Below are 26,835 nucleotides of genomic sequence, written 5' to 3'. Positions count from 1 at the left end.
CTTCTAACCACAACATTACGGGAGGTAATGCGATGGCTACTCATCAGCATACAGGAACTTTATTATTTCGCAAATATCATTTCAGATCTAATCCTACCGCTAAGGCGGTGCAACCATGAAAAACCTAGCCGACTACATCACCCAAGCGCCCGATGAACTCATCATGCAATGCATAGCCATGACAAGGGCAGCTATTAACACCGACGAGGCGGGATTTCGTGAAACACTCCTATACGCCGTCTTCGACAAACAAATAAACCTTGCCAAAATACTCGGCGCTCTAGACGACAACGACCTGATAAACTAACAGCGTTCCATTGAAATTAACCATGACGCTTGGCAAACAAGCGTCATGGTTACAAGCCTTTTGCTTTTAATCCTTTTTTCTTTTACTTTACACCTTTTCCAGATAAACGCCATTTCGTCAGAAATGGAACCCTTTACTTAAACAACCCTTACTCCATTAAACAGTTAACTCCCTTAATCCTTTAAGACTATAGACACCTCCATCCTATTCACGTTGATTTAACCGCTCCTCAATCCATTGCTCAACCGCATACGAATCCCAACCCACCGAACGCACCCCAATACGCAAAGCTTGTGGAAACTTCCCCTCACGCATCAACTGATACACATAAGAACGCTTAAAACCCGTTCGCCTAATTACCTCCGGCAATCGTAAAATACACCGTGGTTGACTAGAAGAGAATGACTTAGAAATGTTAGTACCAAGTTCATTGACGGCAACTGATTTCGTGTTAACATCATTTTTCATAAAAAACCTCATAAAGATTAAAAAAAATAACAGCGAAATCATTCAACCGCAAAAACAAAACCCACATAACAAAAAATACAAAATACGTCATGTTTATTTTAATTTATTATTAAAAACAGAGTGTTACCAATAGTCGTTAAAATTGCCAAATCCACCTCAATACGGAAGATAGACGAATCTAAAAATCCGCTTTTCAGCCATAAAAAAACCGGCTTAAAAAGCCGGTTTAACGCTTGCGATAATCCTCAAAGGTTACAAAACATAATAAAAATACCAAAAGATATAAATAAAAAATACTATATTGCTTGCCGATGCTCAGATAGACTAACTCCTTCCTGCTGCCAACCATCCAACTTATCCGCCCATGCCTGCATCATCTCACGTCGTTGCTCCACATACAGCGCATGATTATAAGCAGCACGTACCTGATCCTTATCCGAATGCGACAACTGCGCCTCAATCCATTCTTTCGGATAACCAAGCTCATTCAAAGCTGTCGAAATCGTGGCTCGAATCCCATGCGTTGTCAGCCTATCCTTATACCCAATACGCCGTAAACACTGATTCAACGTATTCTCACTAATACAAAGCAGAGGTTCACTACGATGAGGTAACAAATACCGTTGTCCTTGATAGCGTAAACTCAATAACTCCTTGATGATCCTTATTGCTTGCTTAGGTAAAGGCACCACAAACGGCGGTACCGACCCTTTCGGCAACGACAACGCCAAACGTTGCAACTGCTTCACCTGTTCAGCAGGAATATTCCAGAGTCCCTTATCCAAATCAAAATGACAAGGCTCCGCATAACGCAGCTCACCGGGACGAACCGCCGTCAACAACAACAGCCGAATCCCCAACACAATCCGCCGGTCCCCCTGATAACCCGATAAAAGCCCCAACAACTCAGGCAAATCACCCATCCGCAAAAACGGATTATGACGAGGAGGGCGACAAGGCAACAACACCACATCCACATCATTCACTGGATTAACACCAATCAGCCCCTCCGCCATCGCATGTCGAAACAACTCATTCAACCACCCCCGACACTTCTCCGCAATCGACAACGCACCACGCGCCTCAATCTGACGCAAAACCCCCAACACCTCCCGTTGCGAAATCCTATCCAGAGGCAAATGCCCCAAATGCGGCAACAAATCCTTGCGCAAATACCGCTCAATCTGCACCCGCGTACTTTGGCGTTGTTTCAATTCTGTACCTAGCTTTAATAGCTTCAGAGCTTTCCACCGCTCAGCAAACTCACCAAAGGTGATACAAACTACCGAAGAACCAGAAGCCTCACCAACAGCCTCCACCAACCGCGGATCAATGCCCCGTGCCAACAACTCACGGGCCGACTCACGGCGCTCCCGAGCCAGACACAAATCCACCTCAGGAAAAGACCCAAACGAAATACGCTGCTGCTTACCTTGCCAATAAAACCGAAAATGCCACAATTTAGCCCCAGACGGTTCAATCCGCAAACTCAAACCACGACCATCACACAGCGAATACACCGACGACTTCGCCTTAGCACGGCGAATCCCTAAATCCGTTAAACGACTCATACTCATATCCTCTTGATAAAAGATAAAAACCAAAAAACAAAAAATGAAAAAAGAAAATAAAAAAAATAGAAAACATCAAGAGGTCGACCTACCACAAAACGCAGTAAAATCAGACTAAATTAGATAATGAGTACCGAAGTACTTAAATTGAAAAACGATGTACTTAAAGATGTACTTAAGCGTCGTACATTTGAGTACATTTCAATGGCTTTGCTTGGAAAGATGAGAGACGTAACGCCTTGATTATCTGGAACTTTCAGACGTCAATGGACGTCTGTAGATTAATATTTGGAGCGGGAAACGAGGTTCGAACTCGCGACCTCAACCTTGGCAAGGTTGCGCTCTACCAACTGAGCTATTCCCGCATTGTGAAGTGCTGTAAAACGTTGAGCATTATACAAAAAATATTTTTATAGGCAAATACTTTTTTATAATTTATTGTTCTTTTTCCAGCTTAATACTTCAAATACACCAAAAATAAACATTCGTAATGTTTTAAAACGGTCTTGTTGCTTTTCTTGACTAGATAATGTTGAACTTAATAACCAAGCCTGTAGGCCGTGAATAATCACAAATGCGGCTAATGCGATGTATGCGACAATATTTGCTGGTTTCGGATAGGGAACAATAAGGTTAAATACAAGGAATAACCAGATAAATAGATAGAGGATTTTGCCAAGTAGAATAAACACTATATTGTCTCTCTTATAAATAGATATGAATGAACCTGCCCGGTAACTTTTTCTCGATGAAGATACCAATTTTGAGGTATTTGACTATGCTGTAGGCTATTTTTTTCAGCTTCTACATAAATATAGGCTCCATCATTAAGCCAATTATTATTTTCCAGACACATAATAGATTTTTGTACTAATTGTTGATGAAATGGCGGATCTATAAATGCGATATCAAAAGATGGGGTATTACTATTACCTTTCTCTAACCAACTAAATAGATCAGTATTGAAAATAGCAATATTAGAAGCTTGAAGAATCTGGCCATTTTTACTTAGTTGTGTCGCTGCCATCTTATTTTTTTCAATTAAAACAGCTTGCTTTGCACCTCGAGAAAGTGCTTCAAAAGCCAATGAACCACTGCCCGAGAAACAGTCTATGCAACTTGCATCATGAATAATTGGCATTAACCAATTAAATAGCGTCTCTTTTACTCTATCGGTTGTAGGGCGCAGACCATCATGCTCTAAAACAGGAAGTTTTCGCCCTCGCCACTTACCACCAATAATTCTAATAAATCCATTCATTAATATATATCTACAGTTACTATTTTCTAAAAGAACTGTTTAAAACAGTTCTGATGTATTACCGTCAGCATCCGTTACTTTTGTTCCGACTTCAGTCGTTGGATATTTCGTTGGTTCAGTTCCTTCTATGAAGTATTCCATGATTGAGTCTGGGCCTGGTTGAGGTGCTAGTAATCCTGTCTTTCTATCTATAAGAACAGGAATAACTGACGCAGGTTTAATGTCCTGTTGTTCTGGAATATCTTTTAAAGCAACTTTCATATAATCATTCCAGACTGGGTTAGCCGTTACTGCGCCACCCTCGGCAGATATATAAGAGTTATCACTTAAAGTATCTCGTCTTGCTTTCCCCAGTTCACGTCGGTGATCATCAAAACCAAGCCAAACAACAGTAACAATATTGGCGCCAAATCCAGCAAACCAAACATCTTTTGATGCGTTAGTTGTACCTGTTTTACCACCAATATCTTTACGACCTAATGCTTTTGAACGCCATGCTGTTGCCGTCCAATTACCATTCGGTTCTCCCCAAACGGTTGATTTCATCGCATCTTTCATTATAAATGCAACTTCACTACTAATAACATGAGGAGCATAATTAGATTGATTATTTTTACTTTCATCAACAGGATGAGCTAGCGTCCCATCAGGGTTAATTAAATTTTCAAATTTAATATCAGAGCTTGGTAATAACATATTATCTTCAGCTTTCAATTTGGACTGTTCTGGCTCATCAGATCCTGTGGATTGAATCGCATTTTCAACATTCGCCAAATTAGCCGCTTGCGTATTGTCTTTTTTCTCATAAGAGAGATCAACAAGACAATCATGACAAGCAATTTCTGGAGTATGTTGGTAGATAGTTCCACCTTCACTATAATCAATACGTTCGATCAAATATGGTGTAATTAGATATCCACCGTTAACGATAGTCGCATAAGCTCTCGTCACTTGTAATGGTGTAAATGATGCAGAACCCAATGCAAGAGATTCATGACGTGAAATATTATCTTTCGGGAAACCAAATCGCTCAAGATAATCAGCTGCATAGTTAACACCAATCGCACGTAATGCTCTGACCATCATAACGTTTTTAGATAGGCTAAGACCAACGCGTAAACGCAATGGACCTTGATAAACAGCTGGTGAATTTTTAGGTCTCCATACTTCGCTTCCTGCGTTACTACGCATAATTGGGGCATCATTAAGCATAGTCGACATTGTTAGCCCTTTGTCCAAGGCTGCCGTATAAATAAATGGTTTAATTGTAGAACCAATTTGTCTAATCGCTTGAGTAGCACGGTTAAACTTACTAATATTATAATTAAATCCACCAATCAATGCTTTGATCTGACCATTATCTGCATTAATAGAAACTAATGCTGCATTAATGCTTGGAATTTGCGCAAGTTGCCATTGGTTATTATTTTTTCTAACCCAAATTTGTTGACCTTCTTTCACAACTGACGATACTGTTGTCGGTAAAGGTCCTTGTTGACTATCGTTAATATAGGCTCTAGCCCATTTAACTCCTTCATATGGAATGGTGATCTGCTCACCATCTGAGGTAATAGCCGTTGCTTTGGTATCATTTGAGTCTACAACAACAGCTGGGCAAAGCTCGTTATAACACATGTAATTGCCTAATGCTGACATGATTTTTTCTTTATCCCATGCCGTTTCATTTGCTTTCCATAGTGTTCTTTCTGGGCCTCGATAGCCATGACGAATATCGTAGTTTATTACGTTATTGGTGATTGCATTCGTTGCAGCCATTTGGTCAGCTTTAGTGATTGTCGTATAAACTTTGTACCCATCAGTATAAGCATTCTCACCAAATTTATCGTACATAAACTGTCGAGCCATTTCAGCAACATAAGGCGCTGAAAATGCAATTTGTGGAACATTATATGAAACATCTAAAGGATCTGCGATTGCTGCTTCATATTCTTGTTGATTAATAAAGTTTTGGTCTAGCATACGATGTAATACCCAGTTACGTCTTTGTAGCGCTTTTTCTGGGTGATATATCGGATTATAAGCCGAAGGTGCATTTGGTAAGCCTGCAAGCAGAGCTGCCTCACTTAGGGTTAAGTCTTTTGCATCTTTACCAAAAAATGTATAGGCCGCAGAGCCAACGCCATAGGCTCTAGAACCGAAATTAATCATATTGAGATACAACGCAATAATTTCTTCTTTGGATAACTCTTTCTCCATACGAATCGCAAGAATCATTTCGCGTATTTTTCGACCTATACTTTTTTCAGGGGTTAGGAAAAAGTTTTTAGCGACTTGTTGCGTGATGGTGCTACCACCTTGAGAAAAGCTATGATTTTTTAAACCGATATAAACCGCGCGCAAAATCCCGACGGGATCGACACCATAGTGATCATAAAAACGAGAGTCCTCTGTTGCGATTACAGCATTGAGAAGAACTGGAGGCATATCATCGTATTTTAGCGGCATTCTACGTCTTTCACCGAATGTGGCGATGAGTTCACCGTCGCTACTTAATACTTGCATTGGCGTTTGCAGTCGTACATCTTTTAATTGCACGACATCGGGAAGATCTTGTGAATAGTAAAAATAGCCAACAATAGCAACAACCATTCCTGACAAAATACAACCCACAATAAATTTTAAGATAAACTTAATAACCTTCAAAAACTTCACTCTTCATTCCTAATAGAATTGTTACCACCTATTGCATAATACAACATCTTTTGATAACCGTTTAAAAAGCGAATAGGTAATTTAGCACATAAACTGTTCGGCATTATACAACAAGTTAAACTATGAATAACCTAATTTTTATCTAATTATGTGGATTTTTTACTTTACTTAATGGTAGTGGAAAGATCATGATAAATCGCGTTGAATTATCATCTGATTCAGCAGTAATTTCGCCTTGATGAGCCTCAATGATCGATTTAACAATAGCGAGGCCAATGCCAGCTCCTTCACCATTACGTTGACGGGATTCATCGGTACGATAAAAACGATCAAATAGCAGAGGCAAATGTTTTGCTTCAATGGGTTGGCCTGGATTTGCTACGATGATTTTAATTGAATTAGGATTTAATCGACTGAGTGTTACCGTAATTGTTTCACCAACGGGTGTATGACGAATTGCATTTGAGAGTAAATTACTGACTGCTCGACTAATCATTAATTTATCGCCAAGAATATCAGGGCACGTACCTTTTAGTATTAATTTTATCCGCTTATCTTCACTAACATATTCATAATAATCAAACATTCTATTAAACATTTCAGTTAAATCAATTTTACCTAGTTTAGGGATAAGCAGCTTATTATCGGCTTGAGCTAAAAATAGCATGTCAGTAATGATTTGAGATAATTTTTCAAATTCTTCAAGGTTTGAGTATAATACTTCTTTATACTCTTCAGCGGTTCTTGCATTATTTAGTGCAATTTGAGTTTGTGTTGTTAAATTGGTAATAGGGGTGCGCATTTCATGAGCGATATCTGCCGTAAAATCTTGTTGTCTTTGAAAAACAGCATCCATTCTCGATATCATTTCATTAAAGGCATCTACTAGACTAGCATATTTTATTGGTACTAATTCTCGTGGGATCTTAACTTTTAGGCTTTTTGAATCGATTAAACTGATTTTTTTAATTAGTTGATTAATTGGTTTTTGGGTAAAGTAAATAGTAACAGAGGTTCCAATCAATATCAGAAAGCAGGCTAACGCCAATAATATTAATAAACCATTATGTAACCTTTCAATAAATTCTAGTTGCATATCTTGTTTAATTGCAACCGTGATAGTAAATGGTTCGTTATTGGCCGCATATATACGTGAAGAGACTATAAGATAAGATGAATTATCATAATTTACTACACCTGAATGACGGTCAGTTTTTACATCATTATTATCCAGTTTTTGAGAGGCCAGATATAAATTAAGTCCACGAGTTTTATATAAAATATTATTATCATTACCAATAATATTAACAAAAAGCTGATGGTGGCTCGCAAGAATAAGTAAAATATTTTGGATCAGTTCATTACGTTCTTGCTCAGGATCGTAATAGGATAGCTCTCTTTCAATTGAATCAATGACGGAATTTAGTTCTATAATATTTTGTGATATTGAATATTTTTCAAATGACTTTTTAATAATATAGCTTAAGCCATAAAGTAATAAACATGCCAAAAGACATGTAATTATAGGAACTTTTAGTATGTAAAAAAAACGAATTTTAGAGAAACATTTCTTCTTCAGTGACGACATCGAGTTTATAGCCCATACCACGAATCGTGTGGATTAGTTTAGGTTCAAAATTGGCATCAATTTTGTTACGTAGTCTACGTATAGCAACATCAATGACATTAGTATCACTATCAAAATTCATATCCCATACTTGTGATGCGATTAATGAACGAGTCAATACTTCTCCTTGATAACGTAAAAAATATTCTAACAATAAAAACTCTTTATTGGTTAAATCAATACGCTTACCGCTTCGTGTTACCATCCTTTTTGGCAGATCCATTGTTAGGTCGGCCGCAGTTAATATATTTAGATTAACTTGTGGAACATTGCGTCGTAATAATGAACGGATTCGAGCCAGTAATTCAGCAAATGAAAAAGGTTTTACTAAATAAGCATCAGCACCAAGATCAAAGCCTTTTACTTTATCTTCAACGCTACCTCTTGCTGTGAGCAAAATTATTTGAGTTGTCTTATCGCTACTGCGTAATGATTGCACTATTTTCCAACCACTAATATCGGGTAACATAACATCTAGAATAATTAGATCATAATCTTCAGTCATTGCACGATGATAACCATCCAAGCCATTATTGGCTAAATCAACAATAAAGCCTGATTCAATAAGACCTTGACGTAGGTATTCACCAGTTTTGACTTCATCTTCAACGACTAATAATTTCATTTTAGCTACCAATCCTTATTTAGCGCATTAAAACGTTCAGACAATGGTCGATTATATTAAAGAATAAATGAAAATTTGTTAACTAAATAATAATGACATCTTTGTCATATTTTTGTCATCTTATAGTTTGTGAGAGATTGCTATCTTTAACATTAATGAAACCCAATGTAGTTGTTTCATTGTTTTATTTCCTTTCATCCATTCCTTGCAATTTAATGCAGCCCTAATTCGTTAGGTTTTTTTTTATCAATTTTATCTCTGGTAACTTAAACTATGTCATTTATTTAGTCGATTTTCGATAAAATCATCCCGACTTCAAGATGTGAGGTATAAGGAAATTGGTCAAAAACAGCTGCATGCTTAATTTTATGAGTTTTTGATAACTCAGATAAATTATCTTTTAATGTCACTGGATTACATGAAATATAAATAATCGTTTTATAATTTGCAACCATAGCTAAAGTTTCGCTATCTAGGCCACTACGAGGCGGATCAACTAGGACAGTATTAAATTGATAATCAGCTAAATCAATGCCATCTAAACGTTTAAACGTCCTGACTTTATTTATCGCTTCGGTAAACTCTTCTGCTGATAAACGCGCAATTTTAAGATTATTGATATTGTTTGCTTCAATATTGTATTGCGCTGCTTTTACTGATGCTTTTGCAACTTCAGTCGCAAGGACTTGATTAAAGTTTTGTGCGAGCGCGATAGAAAAATTACCATTACCACAATAAAGTTCAAGTAGATCACCTGACATGCCTTTCGTTGCGCTAATGGCCCAAGAGAGCATTTCAATATTAATAATGGCATTCGGTTGGGTAAAACTATTTTCAACTTGGCGATAGATGTAATTTTTACCGAGCACATGTAAATTTTCATCAATGTAATCTTGGTCTAAGCAAATTTTTTGCCCAGATGCTCTACCGATAATGTGTACATTAATCCCTTGCTCGATAAGTGCTAGCTTAAGTTGTTTCGCTTCAATTAGCCAATCTTGATTTAATTTTCGATGGTAGATTAAGGAAATGAGTAGCTGATCACTTAGTGTAGATAAATAATCAATCTGGAATAAGTTGTCCCGTAAAATATCATTAAATTTTAACAATGGAATAATGGCTGTCATTGCCTGATTAATCAGTTTGGATGCAACCGGAAAGCTATCAATTCTCACTCGTTTCTGTGTTATTGGATCGTACATAACATGATAGATTTCAACTTTATTATGCCAAATTCGAAATTCTGCACGCATGCGATAATGGTTGGATGGTGATGGATAAAGTGTCACTTCCGGCAAGTCGAACTCACTAAATAGAGCTTTGACTTGCATAAATTTATTATCAAGTATGTGAAAATAGTCGTTTTCAGGTAATGATGTCATCATATCATTTAATTTTTTAGCTAATTGTTAATCTATTTATTTAGTTAATATTTTATTCACTTTAATTAAATAGTTTCGCGATTCTTGAGAAACATGTGAATTTACTAATTTATTATAGACTTGTTCTGGTGTCATTGAATTAATAACATCGACTGCTTTTTTGCGGTCTTTAGAAAAAGTCGTTAATACGCTGCCAGCACCGCCATTATAAGAGGTGATAATGGCATAACGCATTGATATTGGATTGTTGATTCCAGCGAGATAAGTATCGCGGAGCAATGCTAAATAGGCTGTACCCATATTAATATTATTTTTTGGATCGAGCAGATAAGATCGGCCTGGTTCGCCACTCTTACCCCAACGATTATAAAGATCTCGGCCGGCGGTATGTTGTTGAACTTGCATTAAACCTAATGCATCACTGCGGCTGACAGCAAATGGGTTGAAGTTAGATTCGACTTCCATTATTGCTAAAATTAATTTTTCATCAACATAGTATTGCGAAGCAGCATTACGAACGAGTGGGAGAAATTTATGTGCACGTTCGTTGACATGGTCAGCTACGAGATTAATGCTTACATAGCTAATTTGTCTATTACCGGATAATCGGGTTTTTAACTGATTATCAATTAAGTATTGTGCAAAATGGATCGCTCGCCATTCCCAGCGAATGGGTTCTCCATTTTCATCAACGATCTGTTTATATAAAAAAGGCTCTTTTTTGGGATCATAAGTAGATTGTGAAGATTTGATAATATCCTCAGGTTCAGGCATTAATAATGTGGCAACGATCTTTGATTTTAGTTGATTGATAGGATCATTTGATAGCGTCTCGATAGTTAATTTACCGGATACAAAGTTAATATGAACTCTTGTCTGCAAATTATCGCTATATTGTACATAATCTTTAGGGCCGGGAATTAAGACTTCATGGATCCCCCAAATTTGTTCAATATTATTGGCATATTGGCTCATTAAAATATTCAAGGCATTGGTATCTTTAACATAAGATGGCCTTTCTTGAGAGTTATTTTTTGAACTATTTGAGCAGGCAACCAATATTATAGTAAAAGCCAGCACAAAAAAGAGTTTGATACCAGTGATTGTTATTTTCATTAACTTAGCGGCCTATTATTAAAAATTACTCTTTAGGTTTATAACCAGCGATGTTGATATCTTGCCCTTCAAATAAAAACTTGACCATTTCTTGCTCAATTTGTTTACGATGTTCGGCGTTCATCATATTGAGTTTATTTTCATTAATCAGCATTGTTTGCTTTTTCATCCATTGGCTCCAAGCTTCTTTTGATATCTCGTTAAAGATTTGTTTTCCTAGTTCGCCGGGATAAAGCTGAAAATCAAGACCTGGTGCTTCTTGTTTTAGAAAGTGACAATAGATTACTCTGCTCATACAATGTTCCTTTTACTTCAAGTTGCGAAATTATAGCTTAAAAATAGCTAGCTCAAAAGGGCTGATTGAGTCTGACTTAATTGCTGCAATAAATTATTTACTGGCGTTGCTAACCCTATTTGTGGTGGCGTTGATAAATTATACCAACAACCGTTAGATTCATCTAAACAAGCGCGATAATGCGTTATATGACTATAAATTGGCACAATATCGAGATGAAAATGGCTGAAAGTATGTTTAAAAGCAATTAGTTGTGTTAGTTCTGTGGTTATAATATCTTGCTTTTTAAGCCAGTTTTTAAGGTCATCATAATGGGTAAATTGTGGAAAACAGTATAATCCCCCCCAAATGCCAGCAGGTGGGCGTTTCTCTAACCAAATCGCATTATCATGCTGCAATATCAAAAAATAAGCCGTTTTCGTTGGAATGGTCTGTTGCGGCTTTTTGGTTGGATAGGATTGCCAACTATCTGTTGCATAAGCAATACAATCCTTGTGCAGTGGGCATAATGTACATTTAGGTTTACTACGTGTACAGATCATTGCTCCAATATCCATCATGGCTTGATTAAATTGGTCGACGTCGTGTTGTGGGGTCACTTGCTCTGCTAATTGCCATAGTTGGTTTTCTACCGTTTTTACTCCAGGCCAACCATCAATAGCAAAATAGCGAGCCAGTACACGCTTACAATTACCATCTAATATTGCAAAGTACTGTTTTTGCGATAGTGATAAGATAGCCCCTGCTGTTGATCGTCCAATACCCGGTAGATTTAAAACATCTTCAAATTTTGTCGGAAATATTCCCACAAATTTTTCAGCAATAATCTGCGCGGTTTTATGTAGATTGCGTGCTCGAGCATAGTATCCAAGTCCCGTCCATAAATGGAGAACATCATCAAGCGGTGCATTTGCCAAATCAGTCACGGTTGGAAAACGTTCAATAAATCGGGTGAAGTATGGAATCACGGTTGAAACTTGGGTCTGTTGCAGCATTACCTCTGATAACCAAACATGATAGGGCGTTTTTTCTATTTGCCAAGGCAGTGTTTGACGACCGTATTGGCGATACCACGCCAATACATTGGTAGAAAATGTCTTCATATATTTATGTTACACGCTAAGAAATATTGTCACTAGGGTAGCAGCCAAGTACTTTTAAAAATAGCGTAATCGAGGATAACTCTTTCAAGGCTTGTTGCATTGTAATCGTATCTAGATTTGCTTGCATATCAATATAAAACATCTCTTCCCAAGGATTACCATGGATAGGTCGAGACTCTAATTTGGTCATTGCAATATTATGATTACGCAAAATTAATAACGCATCAACTAAGGCACCAGCTTGTTGCCCGGTTTTCATTAAAATCGTAGTTTTTGCTGAAATCTGATCTGATACTTCAATCGCTTTACGCGATAGAATAATAAAGCGCGTAATATTCTCTTTTTGGTTTGCAAAATTGCGTTCTAATACTTGCAGACCATACAGTTCACCACCATCTTTATTACCAATTGCTGCAATATTTGGTTGATTTAGTTTCGCGACGGTTTCCATTGCTGACGAAGTACTATCACAGTAAACAATTTTCCAATTTGGGTGGTTTTCAAGAAAATTAGTACATTGCTGAAAAGGTTGTGGATGGCTATAAACGGTATCAATATCTTCAAAACGAACCTGCTCATTGGCTAAGATACAGTGATCGATAGGTAACGATAGTTCACCGATAATATGTAAATTAGTTTTTTGTAATAAATCATAAACTTCGTTAATTGAACCTGAGCTAGTATTTTCGATAGGTAAGACACCGTAATCGACAGTACCATTCTCAACTTGTTCAAAAACATCTTTAAAGCTTGAACAGCTAAACTCTTCTAGCTGATCAAAATGTTTACTCGCATAACGACGTGTTGCTGAATGAGAATAGGAACCTTTCGGGCCTAAAAAGGCAATTTTAGCTGATTTTATCGTATTTATATTTAACTTTTCTTGTAAAATACGTTGTTGTAATAGCACCGAATCTTCGATGATGACTTGATAAAGACGTTTAATTAACATTTCATCAAGATGATCTTTTTTACCTTGTTCAATTAAAGTTTTAACCAGAATTCGCTCACGTTCAATATCTCGAACGGGAATATTGGCTTTAATTTTTGTATTAACAACTTCTGTTGATAGCTGACGACGTTGTGCAATCAGCTCTAAAAGTTGCTTATCAAGTGCGGTAATTTTATCTCTTAATGGTAATAGTGGATTATTCGTCATAGTATTTTAATTGCAGTAAAACGATGCCACATTATATACCAATAATTAATAAGTCGTAGAAAAAGTTTGTACTAAAAAATAAAGATTTTTTTACACTAAATTAATAGATTACAGCAATATTATAACGAAAGTATGTTAAAATTATCGAATAATATAATCGTTGATTCAGGCTATGGTGACAGCTGAAGATATGCTAGGATAATGGGTATATTATTTCTTATTTGGTCTTTGATATGCCAGAACTTCCTGAAGTTGAAACGAGTCGATTGGGGATTTTACCTCATCTTAAAAATCAAAAAATTCAAGATATCATTATTCGTCAGCCGAAATTGCGTTGGCCTATTCCAACAGAGATTTTTTTAGCGAAAGGGCAAAAGATTCTTGATGTAAAAAGACGAGCTAAATATCTATTATTACAATTAGAAGATGGTTGGATCGTCATTCATTTAGGTATGTCAGGTAGTTTGCGTATATTACTGGAACCTCAAGTAGAAGATAAGCATGATCATGTTGATTTGCTATTAAATAACGGCGTAACCTTGCGTTATACTGATCCGCGACGTTTTGGGGCTTGGTTATGGACGCCATTTTTAGAATGGTTACCACAACTAAAGAGTTTAGGACCGGAGCCCTTAACGGATGAATTTAATGTTGATTACCTTTCTAGGCAGATAAAAGAGCGTAAAGTACCGATTAAAACATTGATCATGGATAACCATATTGTAGTCGGTGTGGGTAATATCTATGCTAGCGAATCGCTATTTATGGCAAAAATATTACCGAGTCGGTTAGGTAATACTTTAAAGAAGAAAGAGATCAAATTGTTGGTTGAAGCGATTAAGCAAGTTTTAACTCGTTCGATTGAGCAAGGTGGCACTACATTAAAAGATTTTCTACAATCAGACGGGAAGCCAGGTTATTTTGTTCAGCAGTTGCAAGTGTATGGTCGAGAAGGTCTTGGTTGTTTCATTTGCCAGACGCCGATACAGGCAAAAAAAATTGCACAACGTAATACTTTCTATTGCCTCCACTGTCAAAAATAATTATTTTACTAAGAGTAGCATTAACTGGGTTGATGTTACTCTTGGCAGTCAATTCACTTAATTAGAAAATATTCGTTTATTCTCTAATTATCAAAATTTTCACTATTTACTTATAATTATTAGTTATATAAATAGAAAAACTTCGTATTAGACACATTTCAGATAAACGCCAATAATCTTACTATGATTCGTTAATTATTTGGTAAATATTATGGCGTCACATGTTATTGATTTTTTAATTTTAGGTAATAACTTTGGCACAGCTGAAATGCGACATATTTGGTCTGAGAATAATCGCTTACACCAACAAGTTGCTGTTGAGATTGCATTAGCAAAAGCAGAAGGTGAATATGGTGTCATTCCTCAGCAGGCTGCCGAGCAAATTGCTGAGAGGGCGGATGCAAGTCAACTTAGTGTCAGTGATATAGCAGCAGAAGTTGCTAAAGCTAAGCACTCCTTAATGCCGACCATTAATGCACTACAACAGCAGTGTGGTGAGGCTGGCGAATATATTCATTATGGCGTAACGACACAAGATATTGTTGATACTGCAACGGTATTACAGCTAAAAGAGTCTTTTGATATTGTGCAACGAGATACACAAGCGATTGCAGTAGAATTAAAAAAATTAGCGAAAACTTATCAACATACTCCAATGGTAGGCCGTACACATGGAATGCAAGCTTTACCGACAACATTTGGCTTTAAGTTGGCGGTTTGGCTTGATGAATTTATTCGTCACCTCTCTCGTCTTAACGAAATTAAAGAGCGCGTTTTAGTCGGTAACTTAAATGGTGCGATCGGGACCTATTCAGCGTTTGGTGAACACGGTGTTGCAGTAGAACGAAAAGCATTAGCCCTTTTACAATTAGGGGTTCCAAATATTAGTTGGCAATCGGCACGAGATCGCTTTTCTGAATATGCATCGGTGGTCGCATTAATTAGTGGAACATTAGGTAAGATTGGTAATGAACTCTATAACTTAATGCGGACAGAGATCAATGAGATTGAAGAGCCTTTTTCAGTAGGAAAAATTGGTTCAACCACGATGCCCCATAAACGTAATCCAGCTGCATTTGAAGGCTTGGCAAGTTTAACTGCGCCTATTTTAAAAAGTGTAGCTTTAATTCATGAGTCCATGAAAGTTGAACATGAACGCGATGCCATGAGTTGGCGAGCGGAGTGGATAGCACTACCTGAAATAAATATTTACCTTTCAGCGCAGCTACAAACGGCACTTTTTATTTTAAAGGGAATGAAAGTTAATCAAGCTCAAATGTTAAAAAATTTAACGTTACAGCAAGGACTCCTATTGTCAGAAAAAGTGATGTTTGAATTGGGTAAACGATTAGGTAAACAGACTGCACATCATATCGTATATGAACTTGCGATGCGTTCTTTTGAACAACAACAACCGTTTAGTGATTTATTGTTAAATCATCCTGAATTAAAACCTTTTTTAACCGAGGCTGAATTGTCTAATTGGTTAGATCCAGTTAATTATCTCGGACAAGCCATCGATAAAGTTGATCAGGTGATTAAATATGCGCAAGCTTCGGGTCTACTAGGCGAGGCAAAATAATGAGAATTAGACAGGTAGAACTTGCAGAAAGTGAACGCTTGGCTGGATTATTACGCAGCGCATATCAGGCAATAAATACGGCCGATATTCATTTTGCTGCATCGACAGTTGATCAAAAACAGACTTATCAACATTTAACGCATAATCTTAGTTATGTAATAGAGAAGGATGACCAATTTGTTGCTACCGTTAGTTTGCGATTACCGTGGGGGAATAATCCGGGTCCATTTGCTATACCGCATATTGGGTGGTTAGCAACACACCCCAATTACAGCAAACATGGGCTAGCAACATCATTACTTCTGTGGCTGGAGAGTCATATTCTAAATGAACAATTTAAGTTGCCAGCCGTAACTTTGGGTACAGCAATTAACCATCCATGGTTAACTCATTTTTATCAGCGACAAGGTTTTAAACCAATAGCAACGGCTGATTTAGGACTTGGACATATTACATTATATTTCGAAAAAATTATTGATCCTACGCGTTACGAACACTGGTTAGTAACACGTAATCGAATTATTGCTCAAGGATTTGAGCTTAATGGTAAACATATTGCAATTAAGGGGATTAACTGATGAAAATAAAAGCGACATTAGCAACACTATTATTATCTATATTGGTCTTAAGTGGCTGTGATAATTCATCTAATGAAGTTAATCAGGCACAAGAAAATAGTACTAAACCTGTGCTTAAGATTGGCACAACAGGGCAGAGTTATCCTAATGGTTTTAAACAAGATGGTAAATTAGTCGGTTTTGATATTGAAGTCACGGAAGCTGTTGCTAATCAACTTGGTTACCAAGTTGAGTGGGTAACGGCAGAATTTGGTGGCTTAATGGCACAATTAGAAGCTCATCGACTTGATACTGTTGCCAATGCTGTTGCGATGACCCCTGCTCGACAAGAGAAGTATGATTTTAGCGAACCATATAGTTATTATGGCAGCCAGATTGTGATTAATAGTAATAACCATGAGATTAAATCCTTAGAAGATTTAAAAGGAAAAACAATATCAGGTGTACTCGGCTCTAATCATATTAATATTTTGAAAAAAGCATTCCCTGATGATGATATTACGATTAGAACTTATGAGACTCGGGATGGGGCGATGTATGATTTAGTTTACAATCGAGTTGATGGATATATTAATTCTAAACCGATTTTATTGGCTGAAATTAAACGTAATAATTTACCATTTACCTTACTTGGTGAACCACTAGTGATTGAAAGCGTTGGCTATCCTTTTAATCGCGATGAAAATGGTCAAAAGTTACGAGTGCAGTTTGATAAGGCTCTCAGTCAGCTAAAAGAACAAGGTGTAATCAGCCAAATTGCTGAAAAATACTATGGTCAAGATATATCGCAAAAGTAGGATAATAATATGAATTTTAACATCGATTACTTTTTAAGTGTTTTCCCAGCTATCATTCCTTATGTACCGGTAACGCTATATTTAGCATTAGTATCGATGTTATTTGCAATGATTTTAGGGATATCAATTGCGTTGATACGGACTGCGGCATTGCCATTTATTGATAAATTAATTGCCTTATATATTTCGTTATTTCGAGGTATTCCATCGGTAGTATTACTATTTATTATCTATTATGGTTTACCACAATTATTTCCGGTTTTGACTAAAATGGGCCCGATGACAGCTGCTATCATCTGTTTTAGTCTAAAATTTTCTGCCTATTTAGCTGAGATTTTTCGTGCTGGTTTGGAGTCTGTTGATCACGGACAGAAAGAGGCTGGATTAACTGTTGGTTTATCAATAGTGCAAGTTTATCGACGGATTATTTTACCTCAAGCTTTTGTTAATGCACTTCCTGCAACAGGTAATACTTTTATTGCTTTACTAAAGGACTCTTCAATCGCTTTCTTTGTGGGAGTATTAGAATTACTTGCAGCAGGTAAACTACTGACAACAGAGTCTTATCGTTTTTTTGAAACCTATCTTGCCGTTGGCTTAGTCTATTGGGCAATGGTCGTCATTTACTCTTGGTTACAAAAAGTATTAGAAAAACGACTTAATGTTCCATATAAACGCTAGGAGAATCGAATGATCACAGTACAGCATTTAGCAAAAAAATTTGGTGATAATGTGGTGCTCTCTGATATTAGTTTACAAGTGAAAGAGGGCGAGGTCGTTGCAATTATTGGTCCTTCAGGATCTGGTAAATCAACACTATTACGCTGTCTAAATCTATTAGAAAAGCCACAATTCGGTATTATTCAAATTGGTGATGTCCGACTAGATTCTACTGATTATAGTCATAAACAGGAGAATAGTTTACGTCATCAATCAGCCATGGTATTTCAGCACTATAATTTATTCAAAAATAAGACAGCTTTAGAAAATGTTACGGAAGCCTTGATTACAGCACAGAAAATGCCTAAAAAACAGGCTAAGGATTTGGGTTTAACGCTACTTGAGCGGGTTGGTTTATTGCCCCAAGCGGATCAATATCCTATTACATTATCTGGCGGTCAACAACAACGTGTTGCCATAGCTCGAGCTTTAGCGGTTAATCCAAAAGTTATTTTATTTGATGAACCGACATCTGCACTTGATCCTGAAAGAGTTCATGAAGTATTACAAGTTATTCATCGATTAGCGAAAGAGAAGACGACGATGATTATTGTTACTCATGAGATGGAGTTTGCTAAACGTGTGGCTGATCGGATTATTTTTATGGCCGATGGAGTAATAGTGGAAGATCGTGCAGCCATTGATTTGATTGATTCACCACAACATGAACTAACTAAGCGTTTTTTAAGACAAATTTCGGAAACCATTGAATTTGAAATATAGAGATTAATTGATGCTAACAGTTGAGCTAGTAAATAAAATAATGCAGAGTCAGCCATTAGGTAATCCTAAAATAGTCGATATTGCATTAAATGGTATTACTGACTATTTTGCTGCCATTTTTTTAGCTAACCAACAACCCGAATGTTTACGATTATTAGGGATGATTCAACAAGAAGGGGGTTATCAACAGCATTGGTTAATCGGGTATGAACATTTAGCAACAGCTAAACAAGCTGCATTATTTAATGGTTTTCAAGCCCATCTTTTAGATTATGATGATGTGCACAGTCAGGTTAGAGGTCATCCATCAGCGGTCATTTTATCTGCTTTATTCAGTCAAATTAGCTTGCCAGATCAAAAAAGTTCATCGATTACAGGACGGCAATTTTTATCTGCTTATGTAGTGGGTATTGAGGTGATGGCAAGATTAGGAGAGGCAATTGGTGAAGAGCATTATTTAAAGGGGTGGCATAATACGGCAACTTTAGGTGGTATTGCTGCTACCGCTGCGATTTGTTATTTATGGCAGTACCCATTTACAGCTCAAGCGATGGCGATTGCCGCAAGCCAAGCAGCCGGATTACGATTACAGTTTGGTTCTAATATGAAGCCGCTACATGCTGGACTTGCCGCACAACAGGCGGTGCAATCAGTTGAGTTATGTTGCAATAGACTATCGGCTAATGATGATTTTTTAAATGAAAAAATAGGCTTTCTTGCATTATATGGCAAGGGGAATCAAGCACTTGACTTATCACAATGGGGAGACGTTTGGCGTATTGATTCACCCGGGTTATGGTTTAAAAATTATCCATACTGTTCGGCTAATTCCTATGTTGCTGACGCAGTTCAAACAATTTTAGCAAGCAATCCGATTACAATTGAGCAGATAGAATCTATTGATATTGCTTTTTCGACTGGCGGTGATGCTGCATTAATTTATCGACAACCACAAATACAGGCACAGGGTCGGTTTTCTGCTGAATATGTGATTGCTTGTCTGTTACAAGGTAAAGTTCTCAATGAGTACTGTTTTGCTGAGCAGCAGATAGATTCTGATACAGTTGAGTTGATGACAAAAGTACAGCGTAGCTATTTACCAAATGCTGAACATCGTTGTGTTAAATTAGAGATTGTATTACATGATAAACAACGTTTATCCGCTATTGTCACTCATCCTAAAGGGAGTCCTGAAAATCCTTATTCGCAACAAGAACTTTTTAGCAAACTATCAGATGGGATTGGCGCTATCGATAATGCACAGATATTTTATCAAGTTTTACATAAATTGAATTCAACTGCATCAGTGCAGACTGTGCTTGGTGAATTAAAAAATACCAGCTTAAATCATAAGCTATAAATATCCATATGATTTAAGCTATTAAGCACTTTATTTTTGCAGATATCATCTTAATAATTATCGGGTCGGTTCAGGTTCTATAACTGATAAAACGAGTACCAAACAACATAAGGAACCGATAGCAAGTGCAGCAAAAACCGCATTCCAGCTAAAATAATCCAAAATTATCCCGACTATTAAAGGAGCACTCATTCCGCCAAGTTGTCCGCCCATATTTACCATGGCAAAGGCAGTAGGATAACTCGCTTTATCAGCTCTTACCATCGGATAGACAATAAAGGCTGAATAGCCTAAAGATAGTAAAAAACCTGTTATAAAGAGTAAGCTAGCTAATAAATAGATATTTTCTGGCGCATAGACTAAACTATACATAGTTAAACTTGTGGATGCTGCACTAACTATCATTAATGGTTTTCGACGCTTTTGGAAAACATGATCCGATAAAAAACCACCTAAAAAGTTACCAACAACAGTACCAAGAAATGGCGATGCAGCAAGAAATGCTGAACTCATAATGGCAAACTGTTTTTCCTGTAGTAGATATTTAGGCAACCAAGCCATTAAGACACTCACAGTCCCAACCATAAAAAAGTAACCAATTGCGATACCATAAATATCCCAACATCTGAAAACTTGTCGGGTCGTTGTTAACGGTTGAACAGCTTGAGTACGAATAATATGATCTAGCCAATTATATTTAAAAGCTGTTGATTTTGTTTGGACTGTAGTTTGAGGGTCCTTCTTTTTATCATCTTGATGGATATGATCAAGTTCAGCTTGTGACACAAATGGGCTCTCTTCTGGCTTATTATGTACCATAAAGTACCAAAATATTGCACCAATTAATCCTGGAAGAGCAAAAAACAGGAAAATATAGTGCCAGCTAAAATGCATAATAATTAGAGCACATAGCGGTGGAACAATTAAAGGGCCGACTTTAGAGCTAGCTAAGTAGATCCCTGCGGCAGTACCTTTTTCTTTACTTGGAAACCAGTTATTTATTGTTACACTTGATCCTACTGCAACAGGTGCTTCTGATACCCCGACGAGTAAACGGCAAATTTTTATCGCCCAAATAGAGTCGATAATTCCCATAAAGAAAGTAAAAATAGAGGTTAAAAACATGCCGCCCGCATAAACTTTTCTAACACCTATTCGACTAGTAAGTATTCCTGATGGAATTTGATTAAGGGAATAACCTAAAAAGAAGATACTGACCAGTATACCAGCCATAGTATTGCTGAGTTTAAATTCATCTTGAATATAGGGTAAAGCGAAACCAATATTAGCTCTATCAGCATTAGCAATTGTGTAAATAACAAAGATAAATGACATTACCCACCAGCGATAATGTGACTTTTGCGGACGATGTTGGTTCATTGTTTATCCATTATTGTTTTTTTTCGATTATAGAGTGTAATTATTGATTACGCGATAAAAGATAAGATTCAAAAATTGAGCTGTTTAAGATATACTTAAGCTCCATTGTAGTGTTCCTGAATTTAATTTTGCCTAAAAAGAGAATTGTTATGGAAATTTTGTGTGGTTCCCCTGCATTATCTGCATTTCGTATTAATAAGTTACTTACCTTTTGTCATGAAAAAAATATTCCCATTACCTCAATTGAGACACGATATATCCATTTAGTTGATATTAATCAGGGTTTATCTGAGCATGAAAAATCTATTCTTACTAAGTTATTACAATATGGACCAAAAACAACGCAAACAACGAGTGATGGTCAGTTATTTTTAGTGACACCTCGAGCTGGAACAATCTCTCCTTGGTCATCAAAAGCCACTGATATTGCTCATAATTGTGGTTTAAGCAAAATTAAACGAATTGAGCGCGGAATTGCTTATTATGTACAGAGCGATAAATTAACTGCATCTGCAAAAACTGAGTTTAGTCATTTAATTCATGACCGAATGATGGAGATTGTATTAAGTGATTTTGCACAAGCTGAACAACTTTTTCAAAAGCAACAACCAGCCCCATTAACCGTAATCAATGTGTTAGAACATGGGCGGGTGGCATTAGAAAAAGCGAATATTGAACTCGGTTTAGCATTGGCAGTAGATGAAATTGATTACTTATTAGATAATTTTAAACAACTTAAACGTAATCCAAGTGATGTTGAGCTGTATATGTTCGCTCAGGCAAATTCTGAGCACTGTCGCCACAAAATTTTTAATGCTGATTGGATCATCGATGGTCAGCCAAAACAAAAATCACTGTTTAAGATGATTAAAAATACCTTTGCAGTGACACCCGATTACGTCTCATCGGCTTATAAAGATAATGCTGCAGTGATGGAGGGATCGACTGTAGGGCGTTTTTTCCCTGATCATGATGGTCGTCAATATGCTTTTCATCAGGAGTCGGCTGATATTTTGATGAAGGTGGAAACACATAATCACCCAACAGCTATCTCGCCTTGGCCTGGAGCGGCAACTGGTAGTGGTGGCGAAATTCGCGATGAAGGGGCGACCGGACGAGGTGCTAAACCGAAGGCTGGTCTAGTCGGTTTCTCTGTTTCTAATCTGCGTATTCCTGGATTTGAACAACCTTGGGAAGAAGATTTTGGTAAGCCAGAACGCATTGTTTCTGCTTTGGATATTATGACCGACGGACCACTGGGCGGTGCGGCATTTAATAATGAATTTGGCCGGCCAGCATTGTTAGGTTATTTCCGTACTTATGAAGAGAAAGTGAATAGCCATAATGGGTTAGAGCTAAGAGGTTATCATAAACCAATTATGCTCGCTGGTGGACTGGGTAATATTCGCCGCGAACATGTACAAAAAGGAGCGTTCCCTGCTGGCTCTAAACTGATTGTGCTGGGTGGACCAGCCATGAATATTGGACTGGGTGGCGGTGCCGCATCCTCTATGACATCAGGACAATCTGACGCAGATTTGGATTTTGCTTCTGTACAGCGTGATAATCCGGAAATGGAACGTCGTTGTCAGGAAGTGATCGATCGCTGCTGGCAACTTGGTGATGATAACCCGATTTTATTTATTCATGATGTTGGCGCGGGTGGTTTATCCAATGCGATGCCAGAACTAGTGAGTGATGGTGGTTGTGGTGGTCAGTTCGAATTACGTAAAATATTGAATGATGAACCTGGTATGTCGCCATTAGAAATTTGGTGTAATGAGTCACAAGAACGTTATGTGCTTGCTATTGCACCAGAAAACTTACCTTTATTTGATGAACTTTGCCGCCGTGAGCGAGCTCCTTATGCGGTGATTGGTGAAGCAACAGCTCAAAAAGATTTAGTATTGCATGACGAGCATTTCAGCAATAATCCAATTGATTTACCGCTTGATGTATTATTAGGTAAAACACCTAAAATGTTACGCGATGTTAAATCGCAAAGCGCATCAGGTGATCAATTCGATATCTCGAAGATTGATCTTGCAGATGCGATTAAACGTTTACTTCATCTTCCTGCGATTGCTGAAAAAACTTTTTTAATTACCATTGGTGACCGAACCGTAACAGGAATGGTGAGTCGCGATCAAATGGTCGGTCCGTGGCAAATACCCGTTGCTAATTGTGCGGTAACAACAGCAAGTTTAGACAGTTACTATGGCGAAGCTATGTCAATTGGTGAGCGAGCACCTATTGCGTTACTGGATTTCGCTGCATCAGCGCGCATGGCAGTAGGGGAAGCACTAACTAATATTGCCGCAACTCAAATTGGTGATATTAAGCGTATTAAATTATCTGCTAACTGGATGTCTGCGGCAGGTCATCCTGGTGAGGGAGCTGGATTGTATGAGGCCGTTAAAGCAATTGGTGAAGAGCTTTGTCCTCAGCTAGGTTTAGCAATCCCTGTCGGTAAAGACTCGATGTCGATGCAAACAGCATGGCAACAAAATGGTGAGCAAAAAACCATGACATCGCCACTCTCTTTAGTCATATCTGCTTTTGCTCGTGTTGAAGATGTTCGTAAAACAGTTACTCCAGAATTAAAAACCAGTACTAATCATCTGTTATTGATTGATTTAGGTTGTGGTAAAAAGTCCTTGGGGGCGACGGCATTAGCGCAAGTCTACCGTCATCTTGGTAAGGATTGCGCGGATGTGCGTGATGTATCCGTACTTGCTAATTTCTATCAAGCAATGCAGCAATTAGTCGATAAACAACAGATTTTAGCTTATCACGACAGATCTGATGGCGGGTTAATTGTGACTTTATTAGAGATGGCATTTGCCGGTCATTGCGGTCTCGATATCGATCTTTCTTCATTAGGTGTACCGGTTATTGAATATTTATTCACTGAAGAACTTGGGGTGGTTATTCAAGTTAGTGATGTACACATTGAATCAGTGAAAGCATGTTTAGCATCCTTTGGATTAATTAATTATGTGCATGATTTAGGTTGTGCAAAAGTCGGTAATGAGATTGTTATTCGCCATGATGGACAGGTTATTTATAATCAAGCGCGTAGTACACTCAGAACTTGGTGGGCAGAAACAACGCATCAAATGCAACGTATGCGAGATAATCCAGAATGTGCAGATCAAGAACATCGGGCAAAACAGCTTGAGCAAGATCCAGGATTAAGTGTCCATTTAACCTTTGATCCACAGCAGGATATCGCTGCTCCTTACATTATGAAAGGTCATAAACCTAAAATTGCGATTTTACGTGAGCAAGGGGTTAACTCTCATGTAGAAATGGCTGCAGCATTTTATCGTGCTGGTTTTGATGCATTTGATGTACATATGACCGATTTATTATCGGGCCAGGTCACGCTTGAACAATTTAATGCTCTAGTTGCATGTGGTGGATTCTCCTATGGTGACGTATTAGGCGCTGGAGAAGGTTGGGCTAAGTCAATTCTATTTAATCAGCGTGTTCGTGATGAGTTTTCAGCATTTTTCCACCGTGATAATACGTTATCACTTGGTGTATGTAATGGCTGTCAAATGATGTCTAATCTAAAAGATTTGATTCCTGGTGCTGATTTATGGCCACGTTTTGTACGTAATTTATCAGAACGTTTTGAGGCGCGTTTTAGTTTAGTGAAAATTGAAAAGAGTCCATCTTTGCTCTTTGATGGCATGATTGGTTCTCACATGCCAATTGCTGTATCTCATGGTGAAGGTCGAGTTGAATTTAAAGATAATAGTCAGCTAAGTCAGTTAGAATCATTAAATTTGATTCCTGTTCGCTATATTGATAATTTCGGTTCGGTCACTGAGCAGTATCCGGCTAATCCAAATGGTTCGCCAAAAGGTATTACTGCGGTCACTTCCAAAGATGGACGAGCGACAATTATGATGCCTCATCCTGAACGTGTGTTTAGAACTGTGAGTAACTCCTGGCATCCAGATAATTGGGGTGAAGATAGCCCATGGATGCGCCTTTTCCGTAATGCTCGTAAGCAGCTGGGATAAAAGTTATACTATTACTGATATGTTAATGGGAGCCAAAAGCTCCCTTTTTTTATATTCTATCGTAATCAAACCATGATGTTATTTTATTAATTGATAATTAGTTACATCATAATTAAGCCAAATGTTCAGGTAAATATTTACGTATTGCATCGATGATGATACGTGTTTTCAATGGCAGAGAATGGGCTTTTGGCCACATAACAGAGATAGGGTAATTGGTGCTTTGATATTCAGGTAGTAATTCTACCAAAAGTCCTTGTTGAAGTTGAGTTTTTATTAACCAACTTGGCAAGTATGCAATACCAAATCCTTTTAATACAGTAGACATGATCGTTTGTAAATCATTAATCATCATCCTACTATTTGGTAAATAGATAGTTTCTTTTTTTCCGCAGTATACAAATGCCATGGCATTACTTTACCTGATTGAGTATAAGCAATTAAACAGTGATTTTGTAATTGCTCAATAGTACAAGGTTTATCTCTAGTTATTAAATATGAAGGTGATGCACAAAGAATCATTCTATGGTTACCAATTTGATGAGCAATAAATTGGCTAGAATCTCTAATTTCACCGACACGGACTGCGACTTGAATTCCTTCGCGATGTAGATCGATGATATTGTCATTTAAGATTATCTCGATCTCTAAATCGGGATAATTTGCCATTAAATCAACTAATAGTGGTGTGATATATAAACTACCTAATAACTGAGGCAATGTTATCGATACTTTTCCTTTAACACATACTTTTCCACTCTCTAAATAGGATTGTACATCGGTTATTGACTCTAGAGCCTTGCAACTATATTCATAAAATGTCACTCCTTCATCGGTTAATATCTGATGACGGGTTGTGCGTTGAAATAGCGATACACCTAGGCTTTGCTCCAGTCGAGAAATACTTTTACTTACAGCTGAACGTGTTAAATGGAGTTTTTGTGCTGCTGCGGAAAAGTTACCATGTTCAATAACGGCAATAAATATAGGTAAACAATTAAGATCTAACTTCATAGCATTGTTGAATATTA

The 26,835-nt window shown here is 37.4% G+C and carries 24 protein-coding genes and 1 tRNA gene; 9 read left to right on the top strand and 16 right to left on the bottom strand.

Annotation, left to right across the window (positions count from 1 at the left end; genetic code table 11):
- Positions 1-115 precede the first annotated feature (115 nt).
- Positions 116-307 carry a hypothetical protein gene (locus RHO11_07450; protein WVD60342.1) on the top strand — a complete coding sequence of 64 codons (192 nt, stop codon included), beginning with the start codon at positions 116-118 and terminating at the stop codon, positions 305-307.
- Positions 308-511: 204 nt separating this feature from the next.
- On the opposite strand, the gene RHO11_07445 is transcribed toward RHO11_07450, so the two are convergent.
- The 13 genes from RHO11_07445 to pheA all read right to left on the bottom strand — a co-directional run bounded on the left by RHO11_07445 (position 512) and on the right by pheA (position 13,587).
- Complete coding sequence (locus RHO11_07445; protein WVD62864.1) at positions 512-775, bottom strand: AlpA family transcriptional regulator; 264 nt, start codon at positions 773-775, stop codon at positions 512-514.
- Between the two features lie 296 nt (positions 776-1,071).
- The gene (locus RHO11_07440) at positions 1,072-2,346 is read right to left on the bottom strand and encodes a tyrosine-type recombinase/integrase (protein ID WVD60341.1); all 1,275 of its coding nucleotides are present in this window, start codon (positions 2,344-2,346) and stop codon (positions 1,072-1,074) included.
- Positions 2,347-2,635: 289 nt separating this feature from the next.
- A tRNA-Gly gene (locus tag RHO11_07435) sits at positions 2,636-2,711 on the bottom strand.
- 63 nt (positions 2,712-2,774) lie between these two features.
- A complete protein-coding gene (locus RHO11_07430) occupies positions 2,775-3,038 on the bottom strand; it encodes a DUF1145 domain-containing protein (protein ID WVD60340.1) in 264 nt (87 codons plus the stop codon).
- On the bottom strand, positions 3,038-3,607 hold the full coding sequence (gene rsmD / locus RHO11_07425) for a 16S rRNA (guanine(966)-N(2))-methyltransferase RsmD (GenBank protein WVD60339.1): 570 nt from the start codon (positions 3,605-3,607) through the stop codon (positions 3,038-3,040). Before rsmD ends, RHO11_07430 begins: the two co-directional genes overlap by 1 nt.
- 39 nt (positions 3,608-3,646) lie before the next feature.
- Entirely contained in the window at positions 3,647-6,280 is a 2,634-nt protein-coding gene (locus tag RHO11_07420) for a transglycosylase domain-containing protein (GenBank protein ID WVD60338.1), read from the bottom strand.
- A 142-nt stretch (positions 6,281-6,422) separates the two neighbouring features.
- Complete coding sequence (locus tag RHO11_07415; GenBank protein WVD60337.1) at positions 6,423-7,790, bottom strand: heavy metal sensor histidine kinase; 1,368 nt, start codon at positions 7,788-7,790, stop codon at positions 6,423-6,425.
- Between the two features lie 46 nt (positions 7,791-7,836).
- Positions 7,837-8,532, bottom strand: coding sequence for a heavy metal response regulator transcription factor (locus RHO11_07410; protein WVD60336.1), 696 nt, complete (start codon positions 8,530-8,532; stop codon positions 7,837-7,839).
- A gap of 284 nt (positions 8,533-8,816) precedes the next feature.
- Entirely contained in the window at positions 8,817-9,917 is a 1,101-nt protein-coding gene (trmA, locus tag RHO11_07405) for a tRNA (uridine(54)-C5)-methyltransferase TrmA (protein WVD60335.1), read from the bottom strand.
- 33 nt (positions 9,918-9,950) lie between these two features.
- Positions 9,951-11,030, bottom strand: a complete 1,080-nt coding sequence (gene mltC, locus RHO11_07400; GenBank protein ID WVD60334.1) for a membrane-bound lytic murein transglycosylase MltC — start codon at positions 11,028-11,030, stop codon at positions 9,951-9,953.
- 25 nt (positions 11,031-11,055) lie between these two features.
- Complete coding sequence (locus tag RHO11_07395) at positions 11,056-11,325, bottom strand: oxidative damage protection protein (GenBank protein WVD60333.1); 270 nt, start codon at positions 11,323-11,325, stop codon at positions 11,056-11,058.
- Positions 11,326-11,372: 47 nt separating this feature from the next.
- Positions 11,373-12,428: an A/G-specific adenine glycosylase gene (mutY, locus tag RHO11_07390; protein WVD60332.1), complete on the bottom strand. Its 1,056-nt coding sequence runs from the start codon at positions 12,426-12,428 to the stop codon at positions 11,373-11,375.
- A 16-nt stretch (positions 12,429-12,444) separates the two neighbouring features.
- Positions 12,445-13,587: a bifunctional chorismate mutase/prephenate dehydratase gene (gene pheA / locus RHO11_07385; protein ID WVD60331.1), complete on the bottom strand. Its 1,143-nt coding sequence runs from the start codon at positions 13,585-13,587 to the stop codon at positions 12,445-12,447.
- Positions 13,588-13,820: 233 nt separating this feature from the next.
- Between pheA and mutM the strand changes: the two genes are divergently transcribed.
- The 7 genes from mutM (at position 13,821) to RHO11_07350 (ending at position 20,390) form a co-directional block, all read left to right on the top strand.
- Positions 13,821-14,630 (top strand): bifunctional DNA-formamidopyrimidine glycosylase/DNA-(apurinic or apyrimidinic site) lyase, encoded by an 810-nt coding sequence (gene mutM / locus RHO11_07380; GenBank protein ID WVD60330.1) that lies wholly within the window; start codon positions 13,821-13,823, stop codon positions 14,628-14,630.
- Positions 14,631-14,841: 211 nt separating this feature from the next.
- Complete coding sequence (purB, locus tag RHO11_07375) at positions 14,842-16,212, top strand: adenylosuccinate lyase (protein ID WVD60329.1); 1,371 nt, start codon at positions 14,842-14,844, stop codon at positions 16,210-16,212.
- Entirely contained in the window at positions 16,212-16,790 is a 579-nt protein-coding gene (locus RHO11_07370; protein ID WVD60328.1) for a GNAT family N-acetyltransferase, read from the top strand. Before purB ends, RHO11_07370 begins: the two co-directional genes overlap by 1 nt.
- Positions 16,790-17,587, top strand: a complete 798-nt coding sequence (locus tag RHO11_07365) for an amino acid ABC transporter substrate-binding protein (protein ID WVD60327.1) — start codon at positions 16,790-16,792, stop codon at positions 17,585-17,587. Before RHO11_07370 ends, RHO11_07365 begins: the two co-directional genes overlap by 1 nt.
- A 9-nt stretch (positions 17,588-17,596) precedes the next feature.
- Positions 17,597-18,268 carry an amino acid ABC transporter permease gene (locus RHO11_07360; protein ID WVD60326.1) on the top strand — a complete coding sequence of 224 codons (672 nt, stop codon included), beginning with the start codon at positions 17,597-17,599 and terminating at the stop codon, positions 18,266-18,268.
- Between the two features lie 9 nt (positions 18,269-18,277).
- The gene (locus RHO11_07355) at positions 18,278-19,030 is read left to right on the top strand and encodes an amino acid ABC transporter ATP-binding protein (GenBank protein ID WVD60325.1); all 753 of its coding nucleotides are present in this window, start codon (positions 18,278-18,280) and stop codon (positions 19,028-19,030) included.
- A 10-nt stretch (positions 19,031-19,040) separates the two neighbouring features.
- On the top strand, positions 19,041-20,390 hold the full coding sequence (locus RHO11_07350) for an MmgE/PrpD family protein (protein ID WVD60324.1): 1,350 nt from the start codon (positions 19,041-19,043) through the stop codon (positions 20,388-20,390).
- Between the two features lie 57 nt (positions 20,391-20,447).
- Here the strand turns inward: RHO11_07350 and RHO11_07345 are convergent, their stop codons facing one another.
- Positions 20,448-21,770: an MFS transporter gene (locus tag RHO11_07345; protein ID WVD60323.1), complete on the bottom strand. Its 1,323-nt coding sequence runs from the start codon at positions 21,768-21,770 to the stop codon at positions 20,448-20,450.
- Positions 21,771-21,919: 149 nt separating this feature from the next.
- Between RHO11_07345 and purL the strand changes: the two genes are divergently transcribed.
- Positions 21,920-25,804: a phosphoribosylformylglycinamidine synthase gene (gene purL / locus RHO11_07340; GenBank protein ID WVD60322.1), complete on the top strand. Its 3,885-nt coding sequence runs from the start codon at positions 21,920-21,922 to the stop codon at positions 25,802-25,804.
- A gap of 112 nt (positions 25,805-25,916) precedes the next feature.
- Here purL and RHO11_07335 read toward each other — a convergent pair whose 3' ends face one another.
- On the bottom strand, positions 25,917-26,159 hold the full coding sequence (locus tag RHO11_07335) for a LysR substrate-binding domain-containing protein (GenBank protein ID WVD60321.1): 243 nt from the start codon (positions 26,157-26,159) through the stop codon (positions 25,917-25,919).
- Positions 26,156-26,818 (bottom strand): LysR family transcriptional regulator, encoded by a 663-nt coding sequence (locus RHO11_07330; GenBank protein WVD60320.1) that lies wholly within the window; start codon positions 26,816-26,818, stop codon positions 26,156-26,158. Before RHO11_07330 ends, RHO11_07335 begins: the two co-directional genes overlap by 4 nt.
- Positions 26,819-26,835: the final 17 nt, after the last annotated feature.

Source organism: Orbaceae bacterium BiB (genome assembly GCA_036251205.1).
GTDB lineage: Bacteria > Pseudomonadota > Gammaproteobacteria > Enterobacterales > Orbaceae > Orbus > Orbus mooreae.
The sequence above is the reverse complement of the archived record's forward strand: the minus strand, read 5'-3'. Positions and strand labels throughout refer to the sequence as shown.

Bases quoted from the DNA above. Each gene is read 5' to 3' on its own strand.
- RHO11_07450 (WVD60342.1), top strand. From the start codon at position 116: ATGAAAAACCTAGCCGACTACATCACCCAAGCGCCCGATGAACTCATC.
- RHO11_07445 (WVD62864.1), bottom strand. From the start codon at position 775: ATGAAAAATGATGTTAACACGAAATCAGTTGCCGTCAATGAACTTGGT.
- RHO11_07440 (WVD60341.1), bottom strand. From the start codon at position 2,346: ATGAGTCGTTTAACGGATTTAGGGATTCGCCGTGCTAAGGCGAAGTCG.
- rsmD (WVD60339.1), bottom strand. From the start codon at position 3,607: ATGAATGGATTTATTAGAATTATTGGTGGTAAGTGGCGAGGGCGAAAA.
- RHO11_07410 (WVD60336.1), bottom strand. From the start codon at position 8,532: ATGAAATTATTAGTCGTTGAAGATGAAGTCAAAACTGGTGAATACCTA.
- trmA (WVD60335.1), bottom strand. From the start codon at position 9,917: ATGATGACATCATTACCTGAAAACGACTATTTTCACATACTTGATAAT.
- mltC (WVD60334.1), bottom strand. From the start codon at position 11,030: ATGAAAATAACAATCACTGGTATCAAACTCTTTTTTGTGCTGGCTTTT.
- RHO11_07395 (WVD60333.1), bottom strand. From the start codon at position 11,325: ATGAGCAGAGTAATCTATTGTCACTTTCTAAAACAAGAAGCACCAGGT.
- mutY (WVD60332.1), bottom strand. From the start codon at position 12,428: ATGAAGACATTTTCTACCAATGTATTGGCGTGGTATCGCCAATACGGT.
- pheA (WVD60331.1), bottom strand. From the start codon at position 13,587: ATGACGAATAATCCACTATTACCATTAAGAGATAAAATTACCGCACTT.
- mutM (WVD60330.1), top strand. From the start codon at position 13,821: ATGCCAGAACTTCCTGAAGTTGAAACGAGTCGATTGGGGATTTTACCT.
- purB (WVD60329.1), top strand. From the start codon at position 14,842: ATGGCGTCACATGTTATTGATTTTTTAATTTTAGGTAATAACTTTGGC.
- RHO11_07370 (WVD60328.1), top strand. From the start codon at position 16,212: ATGAGAATTAGACAGGTAGAACTTGCAGAAAGTGAACGCTTGGCTGGA.
- RHO11_07365 (WVD60327.1), top strand. From the start codon at position 16,790: ATGAAAATAAAAGCGACATTAGCAACACTATTATTATCTATATTGGTC.
- RHO11_07360 (WVD60326.1), top strand. From the start codon at position 17,597: ATGAATTTTAACATCGATTACTTTTTAAGTGTTTTCCCAGCTATCATT.
- RHO11_07355 (WVD60325.1), top strand. From the start codon at position 18,278: ATGATCACAGTACAGCATTTAGCAAAAAAATTTGGTGATAATGTGGTG.
- RHO11_07350 (WVD60324.1), top strand. From the start codon at position 19,041: ATGCTAACAGTTGAGCTAGTAAATAAAATAATGCAGAGTCAGCCATTA.
- RHO11_07345 (WVD60323.1), bottom strand. From the start codon at position 21,770: ATGAACCAACATCGTCCGCAAAAGTCACATTATCGCTGGTGGGTAATG.
- purL (WVD60322.1), top strand. From the start codon at position 21,920: ATGGAAATTTTGTGTGGTTCCCCTGCATTATCTGCATTTCGTATTAAT.
- RHO11_07335 (WVD60321.1), bottom strand. From the start codon at position 26,159: ATGATGATTAATGATTTACAAACGATCATGTCTACTGTATTAAAAGGA.
- RHO11_07330 (WVD60320.1), bottom strand. From the start codon at position 26,818: ATGAAGTTAGATCTTAATTGTTTACCTATATTTATTGCCGTTATTGAA.